Annotated in this window: 16 protein-coding genes; 5 read left to right on the plus strand and 11 right to left on the minus strand. The window is 68.8% G+C overall.

Features of this window, described 5'->3' with window-relative positions:
- Nucleotides 1–8: 8 nt before the first annotated feature.
- Nucleotides 9–1,019 (minus strand): 2-hydroxyacid dehydrogenase, encoded by a 1,011-nt coding sequence (locus OS889_RS06565; protein WP_372388366.1) that lies wholly within the window; start codon nucleotides 1,017–1,019, stop codon nucleotides 9–11.
- Nucleotides 1,020–1,137: 118 nt separating this feature from the next.
- Here OS889_RS06565 and OS889_RS06570 point away from each other — a divergent pair, with 118 nt between their 5' ends.
- Nucleotides 1,138–1,827, plus strand: coding sequence for a 4-carboxy-4-hydroxy-2-oxoadipate aldolase/oxaloacetate decarboxylase (locus OS889_RS06570; RefSeq protein ID WP_372388368.1), 690 nt, complete (start codon nucleotides 1,138–1,140; stop codon nucleotides 1,825–1,827).
- 180 nt (nucleotides 1,828–2,007) lie between these two features.
- On the plus strand, nucleotides 2,008–2,784 hold the full coding sequence (locus OS889_RS06575; RefSeq protein ID WP_372388370.1) for an IclR family transcriptional regulator: 777 nt from the start codon (nucleotides 2,008–2,010) through the stop codon (nucleotides 2,782–2,784).
- A 49-nt stretch (nucleotides 2,785–2,833) separates the two neighbouring features.
- Here OS889_RS06575 and OS889_RS06580 read toward each other — a convergent pair whose 3' ends face one another.
- Entirely contained in the window at nucleotides 2,834–3,730 is an 897-nt protein-coding gene (locus OS889_RS06580) for an NAD-dependent epimerase/dehydratase family protein (protein ID WP_372388372.1), read from the minus strand.
- A gap of 648 nt (nucleotides 3,731–4,378) precedes the next feature.
- Between OS889_RS06580 and OS889_RS06585 the strand changes: the two genes are divergently transcribed.
- Nucleotides 4,379–5,350 carry a phosphoadenosine phosphosulfate reductase family protein gene (locus OS889_RS06585; protein ID WP_372388374.1) on the plus strand — a complete coding sequence of 324 codons (972 nt, stop codon included), beginning with the start codon at nucleotides 4,379–4,381 and terminating at the stop codon, nucleotides 5,348–5,350.
- An 18-nt stretch (nucleotides 5,351–5,368) separates the two neighbouring features.
- On the opposite strand, the gene OS889_RS06590 is transcribed toward OS889_RS06585, so the two are convergent.
- The 9 genes from OS889_RS06590 to OS889_RS06630 form a co-directional block, all read right to left on the minus strand.
- Nucleotides 5,369–6,526 carry an XdhC family protein gene (locus tag OS889_RS06590; protein WP_372388376.1) on the minus strand — a complete coding sequence of 386 codons (1,158 nt, stop codon included), beginning with the start codon at nucleotides 6,524–6,526 and terminating at the stop codon, nucleotides 5,369–5,371.
- Entirely contained in the window at nucleotides 6,523–7,392 is an 870-nt protein-coding gene (locus OS889_RS06595; protein WP_372388378.1) for a Rossmann-like domain-containing protein, read from the minus strand. Before OS889_RS06595 ends, OS889_RS06590 begins: the two co-directional genes overlap by 4 nt.
- Complete coding sequence (locus tag OS889_RS06600; protein WP_372388380.1) at nucleotides 7,389–8,849, minus strand: VWA domain-containing protein; 1,461 nt, start codon at nucleotides 8,847–8,849, stop codon at nucleotides 7,389–7,391. The genes OS889_RS06595 and OS889_RS06600 overlap by 4 nt, the downstream gene beginning before the upstream one ends.
- Before the next feature lie 8 nt (nucleotides 8,850–8,857).
- Nucleotides 8,858–9,823: an AAA family ATPase gene (locus tag OS889_RS06605; protein ID WP_372388381.1), complete on the minus strand. Its 966-nt coding sequence runs from the start codon at nucleotides 9,821–9,823 to the stop codon at nucleotides 8,858–8,860.
- Nucleotides 9,820–10,923, minus strand: a complete 1,104-nt coding sequence (locus OS889_RS06610) for an XdhC family protein (RefSeq protein ID WP_372388383.1) — start codon at nucleotides 10,921–10,923, stop codon at nucleotides 9,820–9,822. Before OS889_RS06610 ends, OS889_RS06605 begins: the two co-directional genes overlap by 4 nt.
- A 159-nt stretch (nucleotides 10,924–11,082) precedes the next feature.
- Nucleotides 11,083–13,584: an aerobic carbon-monoxide dehydrogenase large subunit gene (locus tag OS889_RS06615; protein WP_372388385.1), complete on the minus strand. Its 2,502-nt coding sequence runs from the start codon at nucleotides 13,582–13,584 to the stop codon at nucleotides 11,083–11,085.
- Nucleotides 13,577–14,308, minus strand: coding sequence for a (2Fe-2S)-binding protein (locus tag OS889_RS06620; protein ID WP_372388387.1), 732 nt, complete (start codon nucleotides 14,306–14,308; stop codon nucleotides 13,577–13,579). Before OS889_RS06620 ends, OS889_RS06615 begins: the two co-directional genes overlap by 8 nt.
- Nucleotides 14,305–15,192, minus strand: a complete 888-nt coding sequence (locus tag OS889_RS06625) for an FAD binding domain-containing protein (RefSeq protein WP_372388389.1) — start codon at nucleotides 15,190–15,192, stop codon at nucleotides 14,305–14,307. Before OS889_RS06625 ends, OS889_RS06620 begins: the two co-directional genes overlap by 4 nt.
- The gene (locus OS889_RS06630; protein ID WP_372388391.1) at nucleotides 15,189–15,668 is read right to left on the minus strand and encodes an SRPBCC family protein; all 480 of its coding nucleotides are present in this window, start codon (nucleotides 15,666–15,668) and stop codon (nucleotides 15,189–15,191) included. The genes OS889_RS06625 and OS889_RS06630 overlap by 4 nt, the downstream gene beginning before the upstream one ends.
- Before the next feature lie 375 nt (nucleotides 15,669–16,043).
- Between OS889_RS06630 and OS889_RS06635 the strand changes: the two genes are divergently transcribed.
- Nucleotides 16,044–17,306: a molybdopterin molybdotransferase MoeA gene (locus tag OS889_RS06635; protein WP_372388393.1), complete on the plus strand. Its 1,263-nt coding sequence runs from the start codon at nucleotides 16,044–16,046 to the stop codon at nucleotides 17,304–17,306.
- Nucleotides 17,303–17,944, plus strand: a complete 642-nt coding sequence (locus tag OS889_RS06640; RefSeq protein WP_372388394.1) for a nucleotidyltransferase family protein — start codon at nucleotides 17,303–17,305, stop codon at nucleotides 17,942–17,944. The genes OS889_RS06635 and OS889_RS06640 overlap by 4 nt, the downstream gene beginning before the upstream one ends.
- Nucleotides 17,945–18,237: the final 293 nt, after the last annotated feature.

The raw sequence follows: 18,237 nt of genomic DNA on the forward strand, positions 1-18,237 counted from the left end.
TCCGAGGGCTATTCGAGGCCCGCGTCCGACAGCGCCGAGTTCGGGAGCGGTTCGCCCTCGATGCCCGCCTCGACGTTCGCGGCGGCCATCTCGGCCATCCGGCCCCGCGTCGCGACGCTCGAACTCCCGATGTGCGGCGTCACGACGAGCTTCTCGGGCGCGTGTCGCAGCAGCCGGTGGTCGGCCGGGAGCGGCTCGGGGTCGGTGACGTCCAGTCCGGCCCGGCCGATCTCCCCCGCGTCGAGCGCGGCGTCGAGGGCGTCGGTGTCGACGACCTCGCCGCGGGCGGTGTTGACCAGGACGGCGTCTTCGGCCATCGTTTCCAGCTCGGCCTCGCCGATGAGGCCCTCGGTCTCCTCGGTCAGGGGGACGTGAAGCGAGACGAAGTCGCTCTCCGTCAGGAGGTCCTCGAGATCGACGTACGTCGCGTCGACGCCGTGCTCGACGAGCTCCGTCTCGCGGTCGGGCTTGCGGCTCCGCCCGGTGTACAGGACGTCCATATCGAAGCCCGCGGCGCGCCGCGCCGTGGCGGCGCCGATGTCCCCGAGGCCGACGATCCCGAGGGTGGCGCCGTGGACGTCCGCGCCCATCAGGAGCGTCGGCACCCAGGCCTCCCACTCGTCGGCCGCGACGTAGTCGTGGCCCTCGACGGTCCGCCGAGCGCAGGCCATCAGGAGCGACCACGCGAGGTCGGCCGTCGTCTCGGTCAGGACGCCCGGCGTGTGGCCGACGGCGATGTCCCGCTCGGCGGCGGCCGCGAGGTCGACGTGGTCGTAGCCGACCGAGTACGTGCTGACGACCGCCAGATCGGGCGAGGCGTTCAACACGTCGTCGTCGATCTCGTCGGAGAGCAGACAGAGCAGCCCCTCCGCGTCGTGCTCGCGGAGTTGGGACTCGATGTGGGACTTCCCTGGCGGGAGCTTCTCCTCCCAGACGACGACCTCGTACCGCTCGCGGAGTCGGTCGAGCCCCGCGTCCGGGATCGCCCGCGTCACGTACACCGTCGGTCTGTCTGTCATATCTCCCCCTCCGACCCGGACCGTCAAAGTATCTTGGAGTCGCGGCGACGCGCGCCCGGTGAACGGTCGCCGCGACGCCTCCGATGGTTTGATATGCCGTATCCGTCTCTTCGCGCGTATGCACACGATCGAACACGACATCGAGCGACCCGACCGCGACGTCGTCGCGGCCTTCGAGGAGATCCCGAGCACCATCGTCTCCGACGTCACCGGGAACGTCGGCATCACGATGGATCCCGGGATCCGCCCCGCCTCCGACGGCATCGAGATGGCGGGGACCGCGATCACCGTCAAGGCCGCTCCGGGCGACAATCTGATCATTCACAAGGCGATCACGATGGCCGAGCCGGGCGACGTCCTCGTGATCGACTGCGACGGCTACGTCGGCACCGGCCACGTGGGCGAACTGATGTGTACCTCCTGCAAGGCGAACGACCTGGCGGGGCTCGTCATCGACGGCGGCTACCGGGACAGCCGCGAGATCGCCGAGATGGCGTTCCCCGTCTACGGCCGCGGCGTGAACCCCCAGGGGCCGCTGAAGCAGGACCCCGGCTCGGTCAACGTCACGGTCTCCTGCGGCGGCGTCAGCGTCGATCCGGGCGACATCGTCGTCGGCGACGACGACGGGCTGGCCGTCATCCCCGGCGACGGCGCCGAGCGCGTCCTCGAACTCGCCCGCGAGAAGCTCGACGCCGAAGACACGACCCGCGAAGAGATCGAAGACGGCACGTACCTCTTCGACCTGAAGGGCTACGACGAGCTGTTCGAGGAACTGGAAGTCGTCGGGCCCGAGGACTCGATCCAGTAGGCGCGACTGATCGCTCCCCGTTCGCAGTTCGCAGTTCGCAGTTCGCTGTCCGCGGTTCGCAATTCTTCATCCGTGGCCCTCCCATCGCCGTCGAGCGCCCACCCCGCTTCATCTCTCCGAACTTCAACATCGTTGGAATCTCTCACAGCGCTTAAGACCCCGGAGATTCACGGATCGAGTATGACTGACCCGGACGAATCGGACGCACGCGGACTGAAGAGCGTCGAGCGGGCTTTCGACGTGATTGAATTTCTCCGGGACTCCGGCGGGGCGACGCTCTCGGAGACGGCCGACGCGCTCGACCTGGCGGTGAGCACGGCCCACATCCACCTCTCGACGCTCGTCGACACGGGCTATCTCGTCCGCGACGGCGACGAGTATCGCTGTAGCTTCGAGTTCCTGCGGACCGGCGGCGACCGGCGGGACGGGATGGCGCTCTACCGGGCGGCGAAGCCCGAACTCGACGAACTCCGCGACGAGACCGGCGAGCACACGAACGTGATGGTCGAAGAGCGGGGCTACTCGGTGCAGCTCTACAAGTCCGAGAGCCCGGAATCCATCGACGACGATGCCTCGCTCGGCGACCACTTCTATCTCCACCTGACCGCCACCGGGAAAGCGATCCTCGCGGAGTTCGACGACGAGCGGGTCTCCGAAGTGCTCGACCGGCGCGGGATGCCGGCCAACACGGAGGATACGATCACCGACGAGGCGGTCCTCCGGGAGGAACTGGAGACGATCCGCGAGCGGGGCTACTCGATCAACCGCGGCGAGCACTTCCCCGGCGTCTGTGCCATCGGGACGGCGATCGTCTCCGAGCCCGACGGCGCCATCGGCGCCATCAGCATCAGCGGCCCGCGGAGTCGGCTCACGAGCGAACGGATCGAGACGGAGCTCGCGCCGGCGCTCCTCAACAAGAAGAACATCATCGAGCTGAAAATCCGTCAGTACGAGTAGCGGACCCTCGGACGCTCAGGCTACGCCGCGGGGATTCGTGCCGGTCGGGTCACTCCGGCGGGCTGTCCCACTCGCCGCCGTTGTCCTTCGGCTCGTAGCCGAGGACGGCCTGGGCGTGCTCGATGTCGAACCACCGCGCGTCGTTGCCGCTGACCGCGTAGAACGCGTCGTAGGTGACGTCGTCGTCTTCGAGACAGCACTCCAGCAGGTGCGCGAAGTCCCGCTGGGAGGTCCAGGAGGCCTTAAGCCGCTTTACCATCTCCTCGTACTCCTCGCTGCCGCGCTCCCACGAGCCGGTCTGGGACTGGTCCCACACCTCGTCCTCGTCGACCTTGTGCTCGTCGCCGCGGTCGACCCCGCGCTCGGCGTCGCCGTAGGGGTGGTCGTACTCGGCGGTCCGCACGCTCGAAATCCGCAGCGAGTAGACCTGCTCGGGGGCGCCGTCGCGGCGCGCGTGCGTCCGGCAGATGTGCTCGCCGAACATCTTGGAGGCGCCGTAGTAGCCGTCGGGCTTCGGCAGCGACTCGTGTGTGAGACGGAACGGATCGTGCTCGCTCGGGTAGTCCTCGTCGTAGAGGTCGGGAGCGTGGTCCTCCTCGTAGAGGCCCATCACACGCTGTGAGGACGCGTAGATGAGCTTCGGGACGTCGGCGTCCTTCATCGCCTGGAGGACGTTGTAGGTCCCCACGATGTTCGGCTCGATGATGTCCTCGAAGTCGGCACCCGCGTCGGACTGCGCGGCGAGGTGGATCACCGCGTCCTGTCCGTCGAACGCCGGCCGGATCGCCTCGTAGTCGGCGATGTCCGCGACGTGCGTCTCGTAGTCGGGGTGGTCGCTCCGGTTCAGGTAGGTGAAGTCGTACTGTTCCTTCTCGGCCAGGTGATTGAGGATGGCCTCTCCCGCCTCGCCGAACGGACCCGTCACAAGGACGTTCTGGGCTTCCATCACTGGAGCAATCTTCCCAGCCAACCGTATTTAAAATTATGCATCCGAGGACGATCGCGGCCGGGATTCGACCCCCTCAGCCGTTCGAGGGTGTTTCAACAATATTGAAATAAGATCGTATGGAAGTCCATCGATTCTCACGCCTGTACGAGTGTTATTTTCGACCTCGGCCGGAGCGTCTCGACCGGAACCGACCGCGAACAGGCGGTTCAAAATAATGGAAAATAATGGGTGACTCCCGCGTTCGGTTCCGGGTCGGTGCCGGATCGCGTCGGGATCTCTGATGCACTTCGCCTACGCCGTCGCGATCGGCGCCCCGTGTTCTGGACCGGGACCCCGACGTCCCTGATCGCGAGGCGGGCGACCGTCTCGGATAGCGGAGATCCATCGGAAATCGAAATATGTCTTCTAAATAAAAAGACAGCAAACAATGAAATACTGTTATCCATAAATTAGATAATAGTAATTCAAAAGCTTATCAGATGGTAATTCACACTGAATCCTAAAAATATAGAATTATATAACATTTGAAAATACATAACAGAAATACTATGAAAATCTCTTTCTTCCGCGTCGAGAGCACTCACGTCGAAGCCTCATCGAATCCCAAAAGGCATTTATCGGACTGTAATTAGATGTAATTACGAGATGTCAGACGAGTTCCCCGATTACCTCGACGTCGACTACACGGACGGCGAAGGCGAGACGCCCGAGGATTACCCGACGATCCAGGACAAGATCGAGAAGGCGATCGAGGTCACGAAGCGCGGCCTCGAAGAGTACCGCAACCCCGCGGTGATGTGGACCGGTGGGAAAGACTCGACGCTCACGCTGTACTTCATCAAGGAGGTCGCCGAGAAGTACGACCTGGAGACCCCGCCCGCGGTCTTCATCGACCACTACCAGCACTTCGACGAGATCCACGACTTCGTCGACCACTGGGCCGAGGAGTGGGATCTCGACGTCGTCTACGCCCGCAACGAGGACGTCGGCGCCTACGTCGACGAACACGACCTCGAACCCGGCGACGACATCCCCGTCTCGGAGCTCTCCGAGCACAATCAACACCACGTACGGAACCTCCTCGAATACGAGGAGGATACCTTCCCGTTCCTGCTGGACACCTACGTCGGCAACCACCTGCTGAAGACGGTCGCGCTGAACGACGTCCTCGAATCCGAGGACATCGACGGCGTCATCTCCGGCGTCCGCTGGGACGAACAGGAGGCCCGCGCCGACGAGACGTTCTTCTCGCCGCGGCACGACCCCGACATCTACCCGCCGCACGACCGCATCCAGCCCATCCTCCAGTTCGACGAGGCGTCGGTCTGGGAGGCCTTCTGGCACTTCGTGGTCCCGGACACCGTCGAGGACTACCCCGACGACGGCTACGTCCCGCAGGGCGCCGACGACCTGCCGAACGGGCTCGCGATGGACGACATCCCCGTCTCGCCGAAGTACTTCGCCGGCTTCCGCTCGCTCGGAAGCGAGGTCTCGACCGACAAGACCACAGAAGAGCCGGCGTGGCTGCAGGATATGGAGAACACGACCGAGCGCGCGGGCCGCGCCCAGGACAAGGAGGACCTGATGGAGCGCCTGCGCGACCTCGGCTACATGTAAGCTCGGTCCGAAAACAGCCTACTGCGCGGGCGCGTCGGACTCGACGTCGACGCGCTCGTGGATCGGCCCCTCGCGTTCTTTGAGGTGCCGCGGCTCCCGCCCGTTCGAGACCGCCAGCGCCTCGCCCACGATGCTGTGGGCGATCTGGTAGGGCGACCCGCCGCCGAGGTCGAGTCCGACCGGCGTGTACAGCGACGCCAGTTGGGACTCCGTGTAGGTCTCGTCGAAGGCCTCGCGCATCTCCTCGAAGCGCTCGCGCGGCCCCATCAGGCCGACGTACGGCACGCCGGCGTCGAGCAACGACTCGACCGTGAGTTGATCGTCGACGAAGTTGTGCGTCATCACGACCGCGTAGGTCCGGTCGTCGAGGTCGAGGTCGTCCGGGACGGTCGCGGGCGAGGTGGTGACGATCCGGTCCGCCGCGGGGAAGCGCTCGTCGAGGTCGACCGCGCCGCGGAAGCCGACGACCGTGACCCGGAAGTCGTTCTTCGCGGCGAACTCCGTGACGGGGCCGACGTCGTGGCCGGTCCCGAACACGACCAGGTCGGCCGGCGCGGCCAGCCCGTCGATGAAGACCTCGATTTCCGTCCCGTCGTGATCGACGGTGACGGTGTCGGCCTTTCCGTCCGCGGCCAGTTCGCCGGCCGGCCCCGCGAGCCCCGCCGGCCAGTCCGCCGCGTCGTCGCCGTCGGGCGTCCGCAGGGCGTCGCGCTCGGGGTGGTAGTACGCGCGGTCGCCCTGCTCGAACGCCGAGTCGCCGCCGTCGAGGACGGTGAGCACGCCGACGTCTCTCCCCTCCGAGAACGCCTCGACGGCCGGGCGGTAGGTCTCCGAGAGGGGTTCGAGGAGGACCTCGATGACGCCGTTACAGCCGACGCCGAGTCCCCAGACGTCCTCGTCGTCGTCCTCCATCAGGTCGTAGGTGACGAGCTCGGGCCGACCGCGCTCGCGGACCCGGGCGCCGACTTTCACGAGTTCGTCTTCGAGACAGCCGGCGGTGATGCTGCCGACGCCCGCGCCCCCCTCGTCGAGGAGCATCTTCGCGCCGGGCCGCCGGTAGGCGTTGCCGTCGACGTCGACGATGGTCGCCAGGACGTCGGTGCCGCCGGCGTCGAGTCGGTCGCGGATGCGCTGTACTACCTCCGTCTCGGGAACGCTCCAGTTTCGCTGTGTCATGGATTCGTGGATTCGTCGTGGCTCTCGGTCGTCTCCGGCTGTGCTCGCTCGCCGCCCCTCCCGTCCGCCCGTTCGCCGAGCGCGACGCCCGCGGGGCGTGCCCCGGCGACGTACACCTTCTCGACGCCGGCGTCGTGGAGGTCGGTGCCGCACGCCCCCGCCGCGACAGCCTCGCGAGCCCGCGAGCGGTCCGTGACCGACGCGCCGGCGACGACGTCGACGCCCGCCTCGAACAGCGGCCCGGGGAGGAACGACGCGGTCGCCCCGATCACGATCACCGTCGCCTCGGCGGGCGCCGCCGCGAGGTACCGGTCGATGCCGCCGTAGATGAGCGCCGATCCGGTGACGAAGACGACCGCCGCGTCCGAGAGCGCCGCGTCGGCCCCGGCGGGCGTGTGGGTCCGCACCGCGATGCCGTCGGGGTCGGGCACGTCGTCGATCGGCTCGCGCTCGATCACCCTGACCTCGACGCCGTCGAACTTCCGGAACGCGGGGCCGAACAGTCCGACCGTCGCGATGCGCTCGACGTCGGCGTCGAGCAGCGCCATCGGATCCCCCGTCTGCCAGTCGACGAGCGGCGCCGAGAGCGCGTTCGCGGTCGCGATCCCGAGCGCCCGCTCGGCTCGTGTCGCGTCGTCGCACGCCCCGTCCAGCAGCGCTTCGACGTCGCGTTCGGCGGTCGCAGCCCCGCCGTCGACCCACTCGGACGGCCGGTGTGCCAGCCCGGCGTCGACCGCGCCCGTGTTCGTCTCCCGTATCTCGACGAGGACGACCCGCTCGCCGACCGTGATCCGCTCGATTTCGGTACTCCCGACGTCCCGCGCCTCGCGGATTCGATCGACCACGGCCCGAAGGATCCCGCTCATCCGTCACTCCCCGCGTCGGCCGCGCGTTCGGTCCTGCGTCGGGCGTCGAACTCGTAGCCGACGCGCCGACCGAGCCCGCGCTGTTCGATCTGCCTCGCGGCTTCGGCGAGGTCCGCCGGCTCCGCGAAGCCGAAGAGGGCGTCGAGGTACGGCTCGACGGTCGCCATCCCCCGCGCCCGCGGCTCGTACTCGGGCGAGACGGCCAGGGGATTCAGCCAGATCACCGCGCCCGCGCGCTTCGCGAGCCAGGTGATCCCCCGCGCCAACACGTCGGGATCGCCCACGTCGAGGCCGTCGCTCACGACGACTACTACGGTACGCCGGTCGACGGCGTAGGGATGTTGCCGCCGGAGCGTCTCGAACGCGGCGCCGATCTGCGTCCCGCCGCCCCACTCGACTTCGGCCTCGCGGAGCGCCCGCGCGGGGTCGCCGCCGGCCCGCTCGAACTGCGGCGTGACGTCGACCAGGTCGGTGTCGAACAGGAAGACGTCCGCCGAGCGCGCGCTCGCGTGCAGCCGCTCGGCGACGGCGAGCAGGACGCTCCGATCGATCGTGTCGAGGACCGAGCCGCTCACGTCCACGAGCAGACAGCACCGCAGTTCGCTCGGGACCGGCTCCAGGCTCGGCAGGTCGATCGGCGCGCCGCCGGTGGCGAGGCTCGCCCGGAGCGCCCGCCGCGCCGCGACCTGCTCGCCCGCCGCGGCGTGGCGTCGGCGCCGCCCGGGCACCGTCGAGAGGGCGTCGACGAAGCGCTCGATGGCGCCGACCTCCGCGCTCGTCAACTGCGCGGGGTCGACGTCGACGCGCTCGCGCCCGCCGACCGCGCTGTACCGCCGGGCGTCGCCCTCGCCCGTCGTCGCCGGGCGCTCGCCGGTCGCGTGCCGCCGCTCTGTGGGGATCCGGACGTCGGCGTCGCCCTCTCCTTCCCCGCTCATCTCCGGCGGCTCGGCGTCTTCGAGGATCCCTGCTTCGTCGCTCGCGGCCGACGCCGACTCGGGCGTGGGTACCGATCGGTCGTCGCCGCCGTCGCCGTCGTCGCCGGCGGTCGGGCCGTCGTGGTCGGTCCCGATGGCGCTCAGTCCCGAGCGGAGCCGGTGCCAGAACGTCTCGAAGGCGGACTCGAAGGCTTCGGTGTCGGTGGCCTCGGAGAGCATCGTCGCCCGCAGCGCGTGCTCCGCGCGAGTCTGGTCGTCCAAGCCGACGATCGCGAGCGCCCGCGCCGACTCCATCGTCGCGCTCGGCGGGACCGCCACGCCCTCGCTTCGGAGCCGCGCCGCGAGGCGGAGCAGCTCGATCAGGACGTGGCGCCGCGCCGCCCGGAAGTCGGGGACGCCGTCGTCGCTCTCGCCGACGCCCGGGCTCCCGCCGTCCGTCCGTCCGTCGCCGTCACCATCGTTGTCGCCGGGACCGGGCGGGCGTTCGGATGCGCGCTCGGCGTCGGCCTCCCTCTCGGTCATCTTCTGGATCAGGCTTCGAGGCGTTCGTCGGCGGCCGCCGCGGCCGCCTGCAACTGTTCCAGCAGTTCGGTGTCCACGCGGTCGAGGTCCTCGGCCTCCTTGAGCAGACAGCCGAGCGTCCGCTCGATCTCGTCGGTCGAGAGCGGGCCGTCGTCCTCGTCGTGGCGGAGCTGCGCCACCGCCCGCGCCCAGTCCAGCGTCTCGGCGACGCCGGGCTGCTTGAGGAACGCCTCCTCCCGGAGCCGGTCGACGACGGCGCACACCTCGGCGGCGATCGCGACGTCGAGTTCGGGCACCTTCCGGCGCACGATCTCGTACTCGTCCTCGAAGGACGGCGGCTCGACGTGGAGGTACAGACACCGACGCTTGAGCGCATCAGAGAGCCCGCGCGTGCGGTTCGAGGTCAGCACGACCACGGGCGGCTGGTCGGCGGAGACGGTGCCGAACTCCGGGATCGACACCTGGAAGTCCGACAGCAGCTCCAGGAGGAACGCCTCGAACTCCTCGTCGGCGCGGTCGATCTCGTCGACGAGCAGGACGGGCGGCACCTCGCCGTCGGCGGTCAGCGCGCGCAGGAGCGGCCGTTCGAGGAGGTACTCCTCGTCGAATACCGAGCGGTCCCGCCGCGGGTCCCCGTCCCGTTGGCCCTCCGCCGGCGCGTCGCCCACGACGGACCCCTCGTTGGCCTGCACGGCCAGCAGCTGCTTCGTGTAGTTCCACTCGTAGAGCGCGTTCTCGGCGGTGAGCCCCTCGTAGCACTGGAGCCGGATGAGGTCTGTGTCGAACGCGCTCGCGAGTACCTTCCCGAGCTCTGTCTTGCCGCTCCCGGGCGGCCCCTCGACGAGCAGCGGCCGGCCCATCGTGAGTGCGAGATAGACCGACGTCACGGTGCGGTCGTCGGCGACGTACTCCGCGTCGTCGAAGCGCCGTCGCAGGTCCGCCTCCGTCACGGACTCGAACGCGCGCCGGCTCATGCTGAGGCGGTCTCCTCTCCGTCCAGGTACGACTCGGGATCGTCGCGGAACGAGCCCGCACAGCCCTCACAGCAGAAGTAGTACGTCTCGCCGTCGTGTTCGACCGACGGGGCCGTCTCGGGGTCGGCGTCCATCCCGCAGACCGGGTCGGTCGCGAGCTCCGGGGGGTCGTCGGCGTCGGCATCGGCGTCGTCGTCCACGTCCGCGTTCGCGTCCGCATCACCCCCGACTTCGACCTCGCCGGCCCCGACGAGTCCCGCCTTCGACCGCGCTTCGACGACCTCGGCGAGGATGCTGACGGCGATCTCGGCGGGCGTCCGCGCGCCGACGTCGATGCCGGCCGGGCTCGTCACCGCGTCGGCGACCGACTCGGGGTCGGTCTCCGAGAGCGCCGCGGCGCGCTCGATGACCTCCTCGCCCCGCTTCTCGCTGGCGACGAGACCGACGTAGGGGGCTCCGGTACGCACGCCGGCGGCGACGCCGCGGGCGTCGAACTGCCCCATCGACGCGACCACGACGAGGGGCGCGGGGCCGACGGCGTCGGCGATCGCCGCGGGGTCGGTCGTCGCGAGCGTCGTCGCGTCGCCGTGGTCGCCGCCCTCGGGGTCGACGACCGTCACGTCGACGGCGAGCTCGCGGGCCAGTCGGGCGACCGAGCGGGCGATCGGTGAGTCGCCGACCACGAGCAGCGTCGGGCGCGGATTCACGGGCTCGACGAACAGTTCGAGGACGCCCTCGCTGTGGCAGTGCATCGGGAACGCCTCCAGCCCGGGGCGGTCCACGTCGTCGGGGTCGGGCGCGATTCCGACGAGTCGCGGCTCGCCGGCTTCGAGCGCTGCCTGCGCCTCGCTCGTCGCCGTCGTCTGCGCGCAGGCCGCGCCGCCGATCCACCCGTGGAGGTCGCCGTCGGCGGTCACGACCGCCCGGTCGCCGACGTTCGCCGACACCGGCGGTTCCCGGCGGACGACCGTCACCCTGGCGTACGGTTCGCCTCGCTCTTCGAGCGTTCGTTCCAGCGCCGCGACGTCGCCGTCGGTCGCGTCGGCGTCCGCCGGCGGCGTCTCTCCGTCTCCGCTCCCGTCTGTCTCGTGTCCTGTCATCTATCGTTGAGGACGGCGGCTGCGGCCGGGTGGCCGCCCGCCGAATCGCCTGTCGTACGGTCCGCTCGGAATTGTGCTTTCCGCTCGTTCCGCTCGTTCGCCCCGTTCGCTGCCGCGGGGGGCCGGCGTCACCGCTCCCGCGCGGCCGACTACGGGCGCTCAGTCGTCTGCCGGTTCCTCGCTCGCGCCGTCGTCGAACTCGAAGTGGACGTGCTGGCTCGGGCTGATCGCCAGCCCCGCCTCGTCGAGCGTCTCCCAGACGCGGTCGGGCGTCATCGGCATCTCGACGTGGCTCACGCCGGCGTGGGACATCGCGTCGACCACCGCGTTGACGATGGCTGGCGGCGATCCGACCGTCGGCGACTCGCCGACGCCCTTCGCCCCGATCGGGTGGTGCGGCGAGGGCGTGACGGTGTGGCCCGTCTCGAAGTTCGGGATCTCGTTCGCGGTCGGCAGCAGATAGTTCATGAAGTCGCCGCCGGTGACGTTGCCGTTGTCGTCGTAGGTGACCTCTTCGAGCATCGCGGTGCCGATCCCCTGGGCGAGGCCGCCGTGGATCTGGCCCTCGATGACCATCGGATTGATGCGGTTGCCGCAGTCGTCTACCGCGACGAACTTCTCGAAGTCGACCTCGCCCGTCTCGCGGTCGACCTCGACGATCACGATGTACGAGCCGAACGGGTAGGTCATCTCCGGCGGGTCGTAGTAGTTCACGGCCTCCAGGCCGGGCTCCTCGTCGCCGGGGTGATTCATATACGCGCCCGCCGCGATCTCGGTGATCGTGATCGAGCGGTCGGGCGCGCCCGCGACCCGGAACTCCCCGGACTCGCGGTCCCACTCGATGTCCTCCTCGGCGGCTTCGAGCTCGTTGGCGGCGATCGACTTGGCCTTCTCGCGCACCTTTCGCGCGGCGACGGCGGTGGCCGCGCCCGCGACGGGCGTCGACCGCGACCCGTACGTCCCGAGCCCGTAGGGTTCGGTGTCGGTGTCGCCGTGCTCGACGGTGATGTTGTCGACGTCCATTCCCAACTCTTCGGCGACGATCTGGGCGAAGGTGGTCTCGTGGCCCTGGCCCTGCGTCTGGACGCCGATCCGCAGGACGGCGTTCCCGGTGGGATTCACCCGGATGTCCGCGGAGTCGAACATCTCGATCCCGGCGATGTCGCACTGCTTGCCGGGCCCGGCGCCGACGACCTCGGTGAACGAGGAGATGCCGATGCCGAGGAGCTTGTCGGCGTCCTCTTCGATCCGGCGCTGTTGCTCCTCGCGGTAGTGCTCGTAGTCGGCCATCTCTAGGGCCTTGTCGAGCGCCTTCTCGTAGTCGCCGGAGTCGTAGTTCCACCCGGTCGCGCTCTCGTAGGGGAACGCGTCCGAGGGGATGAAGTTCCGGCGGCGGATCTCCGCGGGGTCGACGTCGAGTTCGTCGGCGAGCACCTTCACCATCCGCTCGATGAGGTAGACCGCCTCCGTGACGCGGAACGAACACCGGTAGGCGACGCCGCCCGGCGCCGTGTTGGTGAAGACGCCCGTCAGCGACCCGTAGGCCGCGTCGACGTCGTAGGAGCCGGTGAAGATGTTGAAGAACCCGGCCGGGAACTTCGAGGGCTGGGCCGCGGCGTTGTACGCGCCGTGGTTCGCCAGCACGTCCACCTTCACGCCCTCGATGACGCCGTCCTCGGTGGCGGCGATCTCGCCCGTCATGTCGTAGTCGCGGGCGAAGCCGGTCGTCTGGATGTTCTCCGAGCGCTCTTCGATCCACTTCACGGGCCGCTCCAAGACGTAGGAGGCCGCCGCGGCGACGACGTAGCCCGGATAGATCGGGACCTTGTTCCCGAAGCCGCCGCCGACGTCGGGGCTCACGATCCGGACCTTGTGCTCGGGGATGCCCGAGACCTGCGAGAACAGCGTCCGGTGGGCGTGAGGCGCCTGCGACGTCATGTGGACCGTCATCTTGTCCTTGCCGGGGTCCCAGTCGGCGACCGCGCCGCAGGTCTCGATCGGCGCGGGGTGGAGCCGCTGGTACTCCATCTGCTGTTCGACGGTGACGTCGGCCTCCTCGAAGACCCGCTCTGTGGCCTCCTTGTCGCCGGTGTCCCAGTCGAAGATGTGGTTGTCCTCCTGGTCTTCGAGTTCGTCGCGGATGAGCGGCGCGTCCTCCTTCAAGGCCTCCTCGGCGTCGACGACCGGATCGAGGACATCGTACTCGACTTCGACCTTCTCGGCGCCGTCCTTGGCGGTGTAGCGGTCCTCGGCGATGACGGCCGCGACCTCCTGGGACTGGAACTTCACCTTGTCGTTGACGAGCACGTCCTGGGTGTCGTCCATCAGCGTCGGCATCGTCGCCAGATCGTGTTCCAGGAGGTCATCGGCGGTCAACACCGCGACGACGCCGTCGAGCGCCATCGCGCGCGAGCCATCGATGTCCTCGATGCGGGCGTGGGCGTGGGGGCTCCGGACGATCTCGCAGTGGAGCATCCCCGGCTTCTTGATGTCGTCGACGTAGTTGCCGCGGCCGGTGATGAACCGCTTGTCCTCCTTTCTCGTCACCGATTCGCCCATCCCGCCGCGGCCGTGGCCGCAGTGCTTCTCGGGCTGTGGGCCGCCGTCGTCGGCGTGCTGGTGCTCCTCGGGTTCGGCCGTGAAGTCGGATTCGCTACTCATCTGTCTCCTCCGTGGTGTCGCGGTCGAGTTCTCCGTTCAGGTCGTCGAATCGGTCGTCTGGGCCCTCGATGTGCTCGTACGTCGAGTCCGCGGCCGGCCCGCCACAGCAGTTCTCGACGCCGCAGTCGAACGCGGCCGCCGAATCGCGCGCCGCGTCCGTGTTCGCGTCCGTGTCGGGCTCGGCTCCGGTGTCGCTCTCGCCGCTCTCGGCGACGACGCCGCCGTCTGCGGCCGCCTTCTCGTCGAGCTTGTCGGCCGCGTACTCGATCGAGCTGACGATGTTCTGGTAGCCGGTGCAGCGACAGAGGTTGCCGCTGATCCCCTCGCGGATCTCCGCCTCGTCGGGGTCGGGATTCTCGTCTAGGATCGCCTTCCCGGACATCAGCATACCGGGGGTGCAGTACCCGCACTGGAGGCCGTGCTCCTCGCGGAAGCCCTCCTGGAGCGGGTGGAGGTCGCCGCCGGCCTCGGGGAGGTCTTCCATCCCCTCGACGGTGAGGATCTCGCTCCCGTCGGCCTGGGTGGCGAACATCATACAGGACTTGATCGGCTCGCCGTCCCGCAGGACGGTACAGGCGCCGCAGTTGCCCGTGTCGCAGCCGATGTGGGTGCCCGTCAGGTCCAGGTCCTCGCGGATCGCGTGGACCAGCAGGCGTCGCGGTTCCACCTCGATGGTGTGTTCGGTGCCGTTTACCGTCAGCGTGATCTCGCGTTCGTCTGTCACGGTGTGACCCTCCGTTTCACCACGCCGGCGCGCTCGGCGGCGTCGCCGAGCGCCCGCTGGGTGAGTACGTCGACCATTCGTTCCTTGTACGAGGCGTCGCCGTGCTCGTCGGACTCGGGGTTCGACTGCTCGGCGGCGAGTTCGCCCGCGTCCTCGAACAGCTCGGCGCTGGGCCGCTCGCCTTCGAGGCGATCCTCGGCGTCGGACGCGCGCGCGTTCGTGATGTCCACGGCCGTCATCCCGATGCCGGCCTCCTCGATCCGGCCCTCGTCGTCGAAGCGGAGTCGGGCCCCGACGCCGGCCATCGCGTAGTCGCCGGTCTTGCGCTTCAGCTTGTGGTAGGCGCTGCCCTCCCGCTCGTTCGGGATCGGCACCCGCGCCTCGGTGATGAGTTCGTTCTCCCCCAGGGAGGTGTCGTAGGGGAGCAAGAACAGCTCGTCCGCCGGGATCGTCCGCTCGCCGTCGGGCCCGCGGGCGACCACTTCGCCGTCGTGGGCGATGAGGACCGATCCCCAGTCGCCCTTGGGATCGGCCTGGGCGATCGAGCCGACGATCGTCCCGCGGTTCCTGATCTGGGGGTCGGCCACGAGCGGCGCCGCGTCGGCGAAACTGCCGTACTTCTCGGCGATGAGGTCCGACTCCTCGATGTCGGCGTGCCGCGCCAGGGCCCCCATCTTGAGGTAGCCGTCCTCCTCGCGGAGGTAGTCCAGCGAGTCGATGCCGTTGATGTCGACGACGGTGTCCGGGCGCGCGAGCCGGAATCGGAGCATCGGGACGAGGCTCTGGCCGCCCGCCAGGATGGTCGGGCTATCGAGGCTCTCCAGGAGGCTCACGGCCTTGTCGACCGTCGTGGGTTCGTGGTGCTCGAACTGGGCTGCTTTCATAGCATATTCCGGAGCCGGTCTGTGACGCCGCCGCCGGTCTCCTCGTCGACGTCTGACATCTGCTTCTCGATGCTTCCGAAGAAGTTGTTCACGATCTTGTTGGCCACGGGGTTGATCACCCGCGAGCCGAGCTGGGCGATGCGGCCGGAGATGTCGGCCTCGGTCCACCACTCGATCCGGGAGCCCTCGCCCTCTTCGAGCTCGTGGATCCGCATCCCCGAGTTCATACTGAAACTGCTCCCCGAGGCGTCGCCGCCGCCGGAGGCGAGCATCTCGAAGTTCTCGTCGTCGCGCTCGTCGATGGTGACGGTCGTCTCGAAGCGCGGCTTCACGCTCCCGACGCCGATCTGCATCAGCGCCGCGTACTTCTGGCCCGCGACGAAGGCTCGCTCGGCGACGACTTCCGGGTCCGCGTCCGGCAGCGTCTGGATGTCCTCTTCGGGCTCGTACTCGTCGAAGTTGAAGTCGTCGTCCATCGGTGTGATGTACTTACACCCCTTCAGGGAATCGCGGACCGCGATCGGGTCCGACAGAACGATCCAGGCTTTCTCGGGCGGTACACCGTCTAACTCGAATTCTCCTTCAAATTCCATAGTCCTGCTGTGTCGTTGGATTCGCACGGCGGTGGTCGCACGGCGTCATCTTTTAAGTACTACCACTATGTGCATACTATTAGCACGTACAATGATAACAAATAGGACCCCAATAAATGTTTGTGTCAGACGCGCCGAACCAACGCGTTCCGCGCGGTTGCGCATCCTTCGGAGCGAAACGACGACCGATTACGCGCCGGATGGCCGGACGGCGTCCGCCCGCGTGACCGCCGACAGACGGAACTGGCCCCGGGATCTATGAGCGGCGAGATGGACCACGACCACGACGACCTCTTGGCGGTCGAGGCGGGCGCCGCGCGGGCCCGCGCGCTCCGGGAGCGATGGCTCCCCCGCCTCGGCACCGAGACCGTCGCCCTGGATCGGATCGCCGGCCGGACCCTGGCCGAACCCATCGACGCGCCGACGGCCGTGCCCGCACGGAGCCACGCGACGATGGACGGCTTCGCCTTCGACGCCACCGACGACTATCCCCTCGACGTCGTCGACAGCGAGATCTACCCCGAGGACGACCCGCCCGCCATCGAGTCGGGCCAGGCCGTTCGGATCGCCACCGGCGCGCCGGTTCCGGCCTCGGCCAACGCGGTCCTCAAGCGCGAGGAGGCCCGGGTCGAGGAGGGAGCGCTGACCGGGACGGACCTCGACCCCGGCACGTACGTCTACGAGCGCGGGAGCAACGTCGCCGAGGGCGAGCGCCTGTTCGCGGCCGGCGAGCGGCTCGGCCCGAAGGACGCCATCCTCCTCGGCGACCTCGGCATCGATTCGGTGACCGTCCGCGCGCCGCTCTCCGTGGGACTGCTCGCGACCGGCACCGAGATCCACGAGGGCCGCCACCGCGACCTCGACTCGCCGATGCTCGCGGGGCTCGTCCGCTCGTGGGGCCACGACGCCGCCTACGAGGGCAGCGTCCCCGACGACTACGATCGGGTCGAATCGCGGATCGAAGCGCTGGCCGACGAACACGACGTCGTGATGACCACCGGCGGGACGAGCGTCGGCGACAAGGACTACGTGATCCGCGCGCTCGATTCCCTCGGCGACGTCCTGTTCCACCGCGTGCGACTCCGCCCGGGCAAACCCATCGCCGTCGCGGAGCTCCCCGACCACGACGCCGTCGCGTTCGCGATTCCGGGCAAGCCCGTCGGCGCCCACGCCGTCACGTCGCTCGTCGCGCGCCCGTTCTTCACCGGCGAGACGGAGCTCCCGACGGTCGAGGCACGGATGGCCCGCGGCGTCGACATCGCCACGCCCGGCTTCGTGTACGCGATTCCGGTGACGCTCGACGACGCGGACGCGGATACGGGCGCGGACGCCGAAGCACGGACGGCGATGCCGCTCGGCCACGCGGACTCGCCGCTTGGGGTCTACGACCGGACCTTCGACCCGAGCGTCCTCTCGTCGAGCACGCGCGCGACCCGCGCGGACGGCTTCGTCCTCACCGAGTCCGACGTCGAGCGCGGCGACTCCGTCGGCGTCGTCCCCTACCCGGTCGTCGAGCGATGAGCGGGGGCGACGGCGGCCTCCCGGTCGTCGAGCCGCCGTTCGCGGACGCCCCCGCGGACCCGGCCCCGCGAGTCGCGGGCGTCGTCCTCGCGGCGGGCACGAGCAGCCGCTTCGGCGACCGGAACAAACTGCTCGCGACCCGCGGGGGCGAGCCGCTCGTCCGTCGGGCGGCCCGGACGCTGCTCGCGACCCGCCTCGATCCGGTGGTCGCGGTCGTCGGCCACGAGGCCGACCGCGTCGCGGGCGCGCTCGACGGCCTCGACGTCGAGATCGTCCGCAACGACGCCTACGCGGAGGGGCAGGCGACCTCCGTCCGGGCGGGGATCGAGGCGCTCTCCGACCGCGGCGTCGACGCCGCGCTGATCGCGCTCGGGGATATGCCGTTCCTGGACCCCGAGACGATCGAGACGCTGCTGGACGCCTACGCCGCGGGCGTTGGCTCCGCGCTCGCGGCCGCCCACGCGGGCGACCGCGGGAATCCGGTGCTCTTCGATCGAACCCATTTCGCGGCGCTGTGTGCCGTCGACGGCGACGTCGGCGGGCGGGAGATCCTCCTGGAGGGCGAAGACAGCGCCTGCGTCGCGGTCGACGATCCGGGCGTCCGGCGGGACATAGACGAGCCCGGGGATCTGGAGTAAGCGCGTCCATCTGCTGTCGCGGTGTTTGGGTACCGAGTACGGTAGTGTACACCTTGAGTCGTGACAGCACCGTACGAGACTCCGTCGCGACTGTTGAACTCCGTCGACAGCAAGAGTAGATTATTTAGATACAATCATTCACTATTTTTAATATTCATTGGACAATAGTTCACCTATATCTCCAAAATACTTAATAGACAACAGTAATTGGGTGCTCACGTGTCCGATACGACCAAACGCGTCTCACGTCGTACAGTACTTCAAGGAACGACTGCCGCAGGGGTTCTTGCGCT

This window comes from Halobellus sp. MBLA0158 (genome assembly GCF_041477585.1).
GTDB classification, from domain to species: Archaea; Halobacteriota; Halobacteria; order Halobacteriales; family Haloferacaceae; genus Haloquadratum; species Haloquadratum rubicundus.

What these genes read in the sequence shown, in the direction of transcription:
- OS889_RS06565 (WP_372388366.1), bottom strand. Translation starts at nt 1,019, where the DNA reads ATGACAGACAGACCGACGGTGTACGTGACGCGGGCGATCCCGGACGCG.
- OS889_RS06570 (WP_372388368.1), top strand. Translation starts at nt 1,138, where the DNA reads ATGCACACGATCGAACACGACATCGAGCGACCCGACCGCGACGTCGTC.
- OS889_RS06575 (WP_372388370.1), top strand. Translation starts at nt 2,008, where the DNA reads ATGACTGACCCGGACGAATCGGACGCACGCGGACTGAAGAGCGTCGAG.
- OS889_RS06580 (WP_372388372.1), bottom strand. Translation starts at nt 3,730, where the DNA reads ATGGAAGCCCAGAACGTCCTTGTGACGGGTCCGTTCGGCGAGGCGGGA.
- OS889_RS06585 (WP_372388374.1), top strand. Translation starts at nt 4,379, where the DNA reads ATGTCAGACGAGTTCCCCGATTACCTCGACGTCGACTACACGGACGGC.
- OS889_RS06590 (WP_372388376.1), bottom strand. Translation starts at nt 6,526, where the DNA reads ATGACACAGCGAAACTGGAGCGTTCCCGAGACGGAGGTAGTACAGCGC.
- OS889_RS06595 (WP_372388378.1), bottom strand. Translation starts at nt 7,392, where the DNA reads ATGAGCGGGATCCTTCGGGCCGTGGTCGATCGAATCCGCGAGGCGCGG.
- OS889_RS06600 (WP_372388380.1), bottom strand. Translation starts at nt 8,849, where the DNA reads ATGACCGAGAGGGAGGCCGACGCCGAGCGCGCATCCGAACGCCCGCCC.
- OS889_RS06605 (WP_372388381.1), bottom strand. Translation starts at nt 9,823, where the DNA reads ATGAGCCGGCGCGCGTTCGAGTCCGTGACGGAGGCGGACCTGCGACGG.
- OS889_RS06610 (WP_372388383.1), bottom strand. Translation starts at nt 10,923, where the DNA reads ATGACAGGACACGAGACAGACGGGAGCGGAGACGGAGAGACGCCGCCG.
- OS889_RS06615 (WP_372388385.1), bottom strand. Translation starts at nt 13,584, where the DNA reads ATGAGTAGCGAATCCGACTTCACGGCCGAACCCGAGGAGCACCAGCAC.
- OS889_RS06625 (WP_372388389.1), bottom strand. Translation starts at nt 15,192, where the DNA reads ATGAAAGCAGCCCAGTTCGAGCACCACGAACCCACGACGGTCGACAAG.
- OS889_RS06630 (WP_372388391.1), bottom strand. Translation starts at nt 15,668, where the DNA reads ATGGACGACGACTTCAACTTCGACGAGTACGAGCCCGAAGAGGACATC.
- OS889_RS06635 (WP_372388393.1), top strand. Translation starts at nt 16,044, where the DNA reads ATGAGCGGCGAGATGGACCACGACCACGACGACCTCTTGGCGGTCGAG.
- OS889_RS06640 (WP_372388394.1), top strand. Translation starts at nt 17,303, where the DNA reads ATGAGCGGGGGCGACGGCGGCCTCCCGGTCGTCGAGCCGCCGTTCGCG.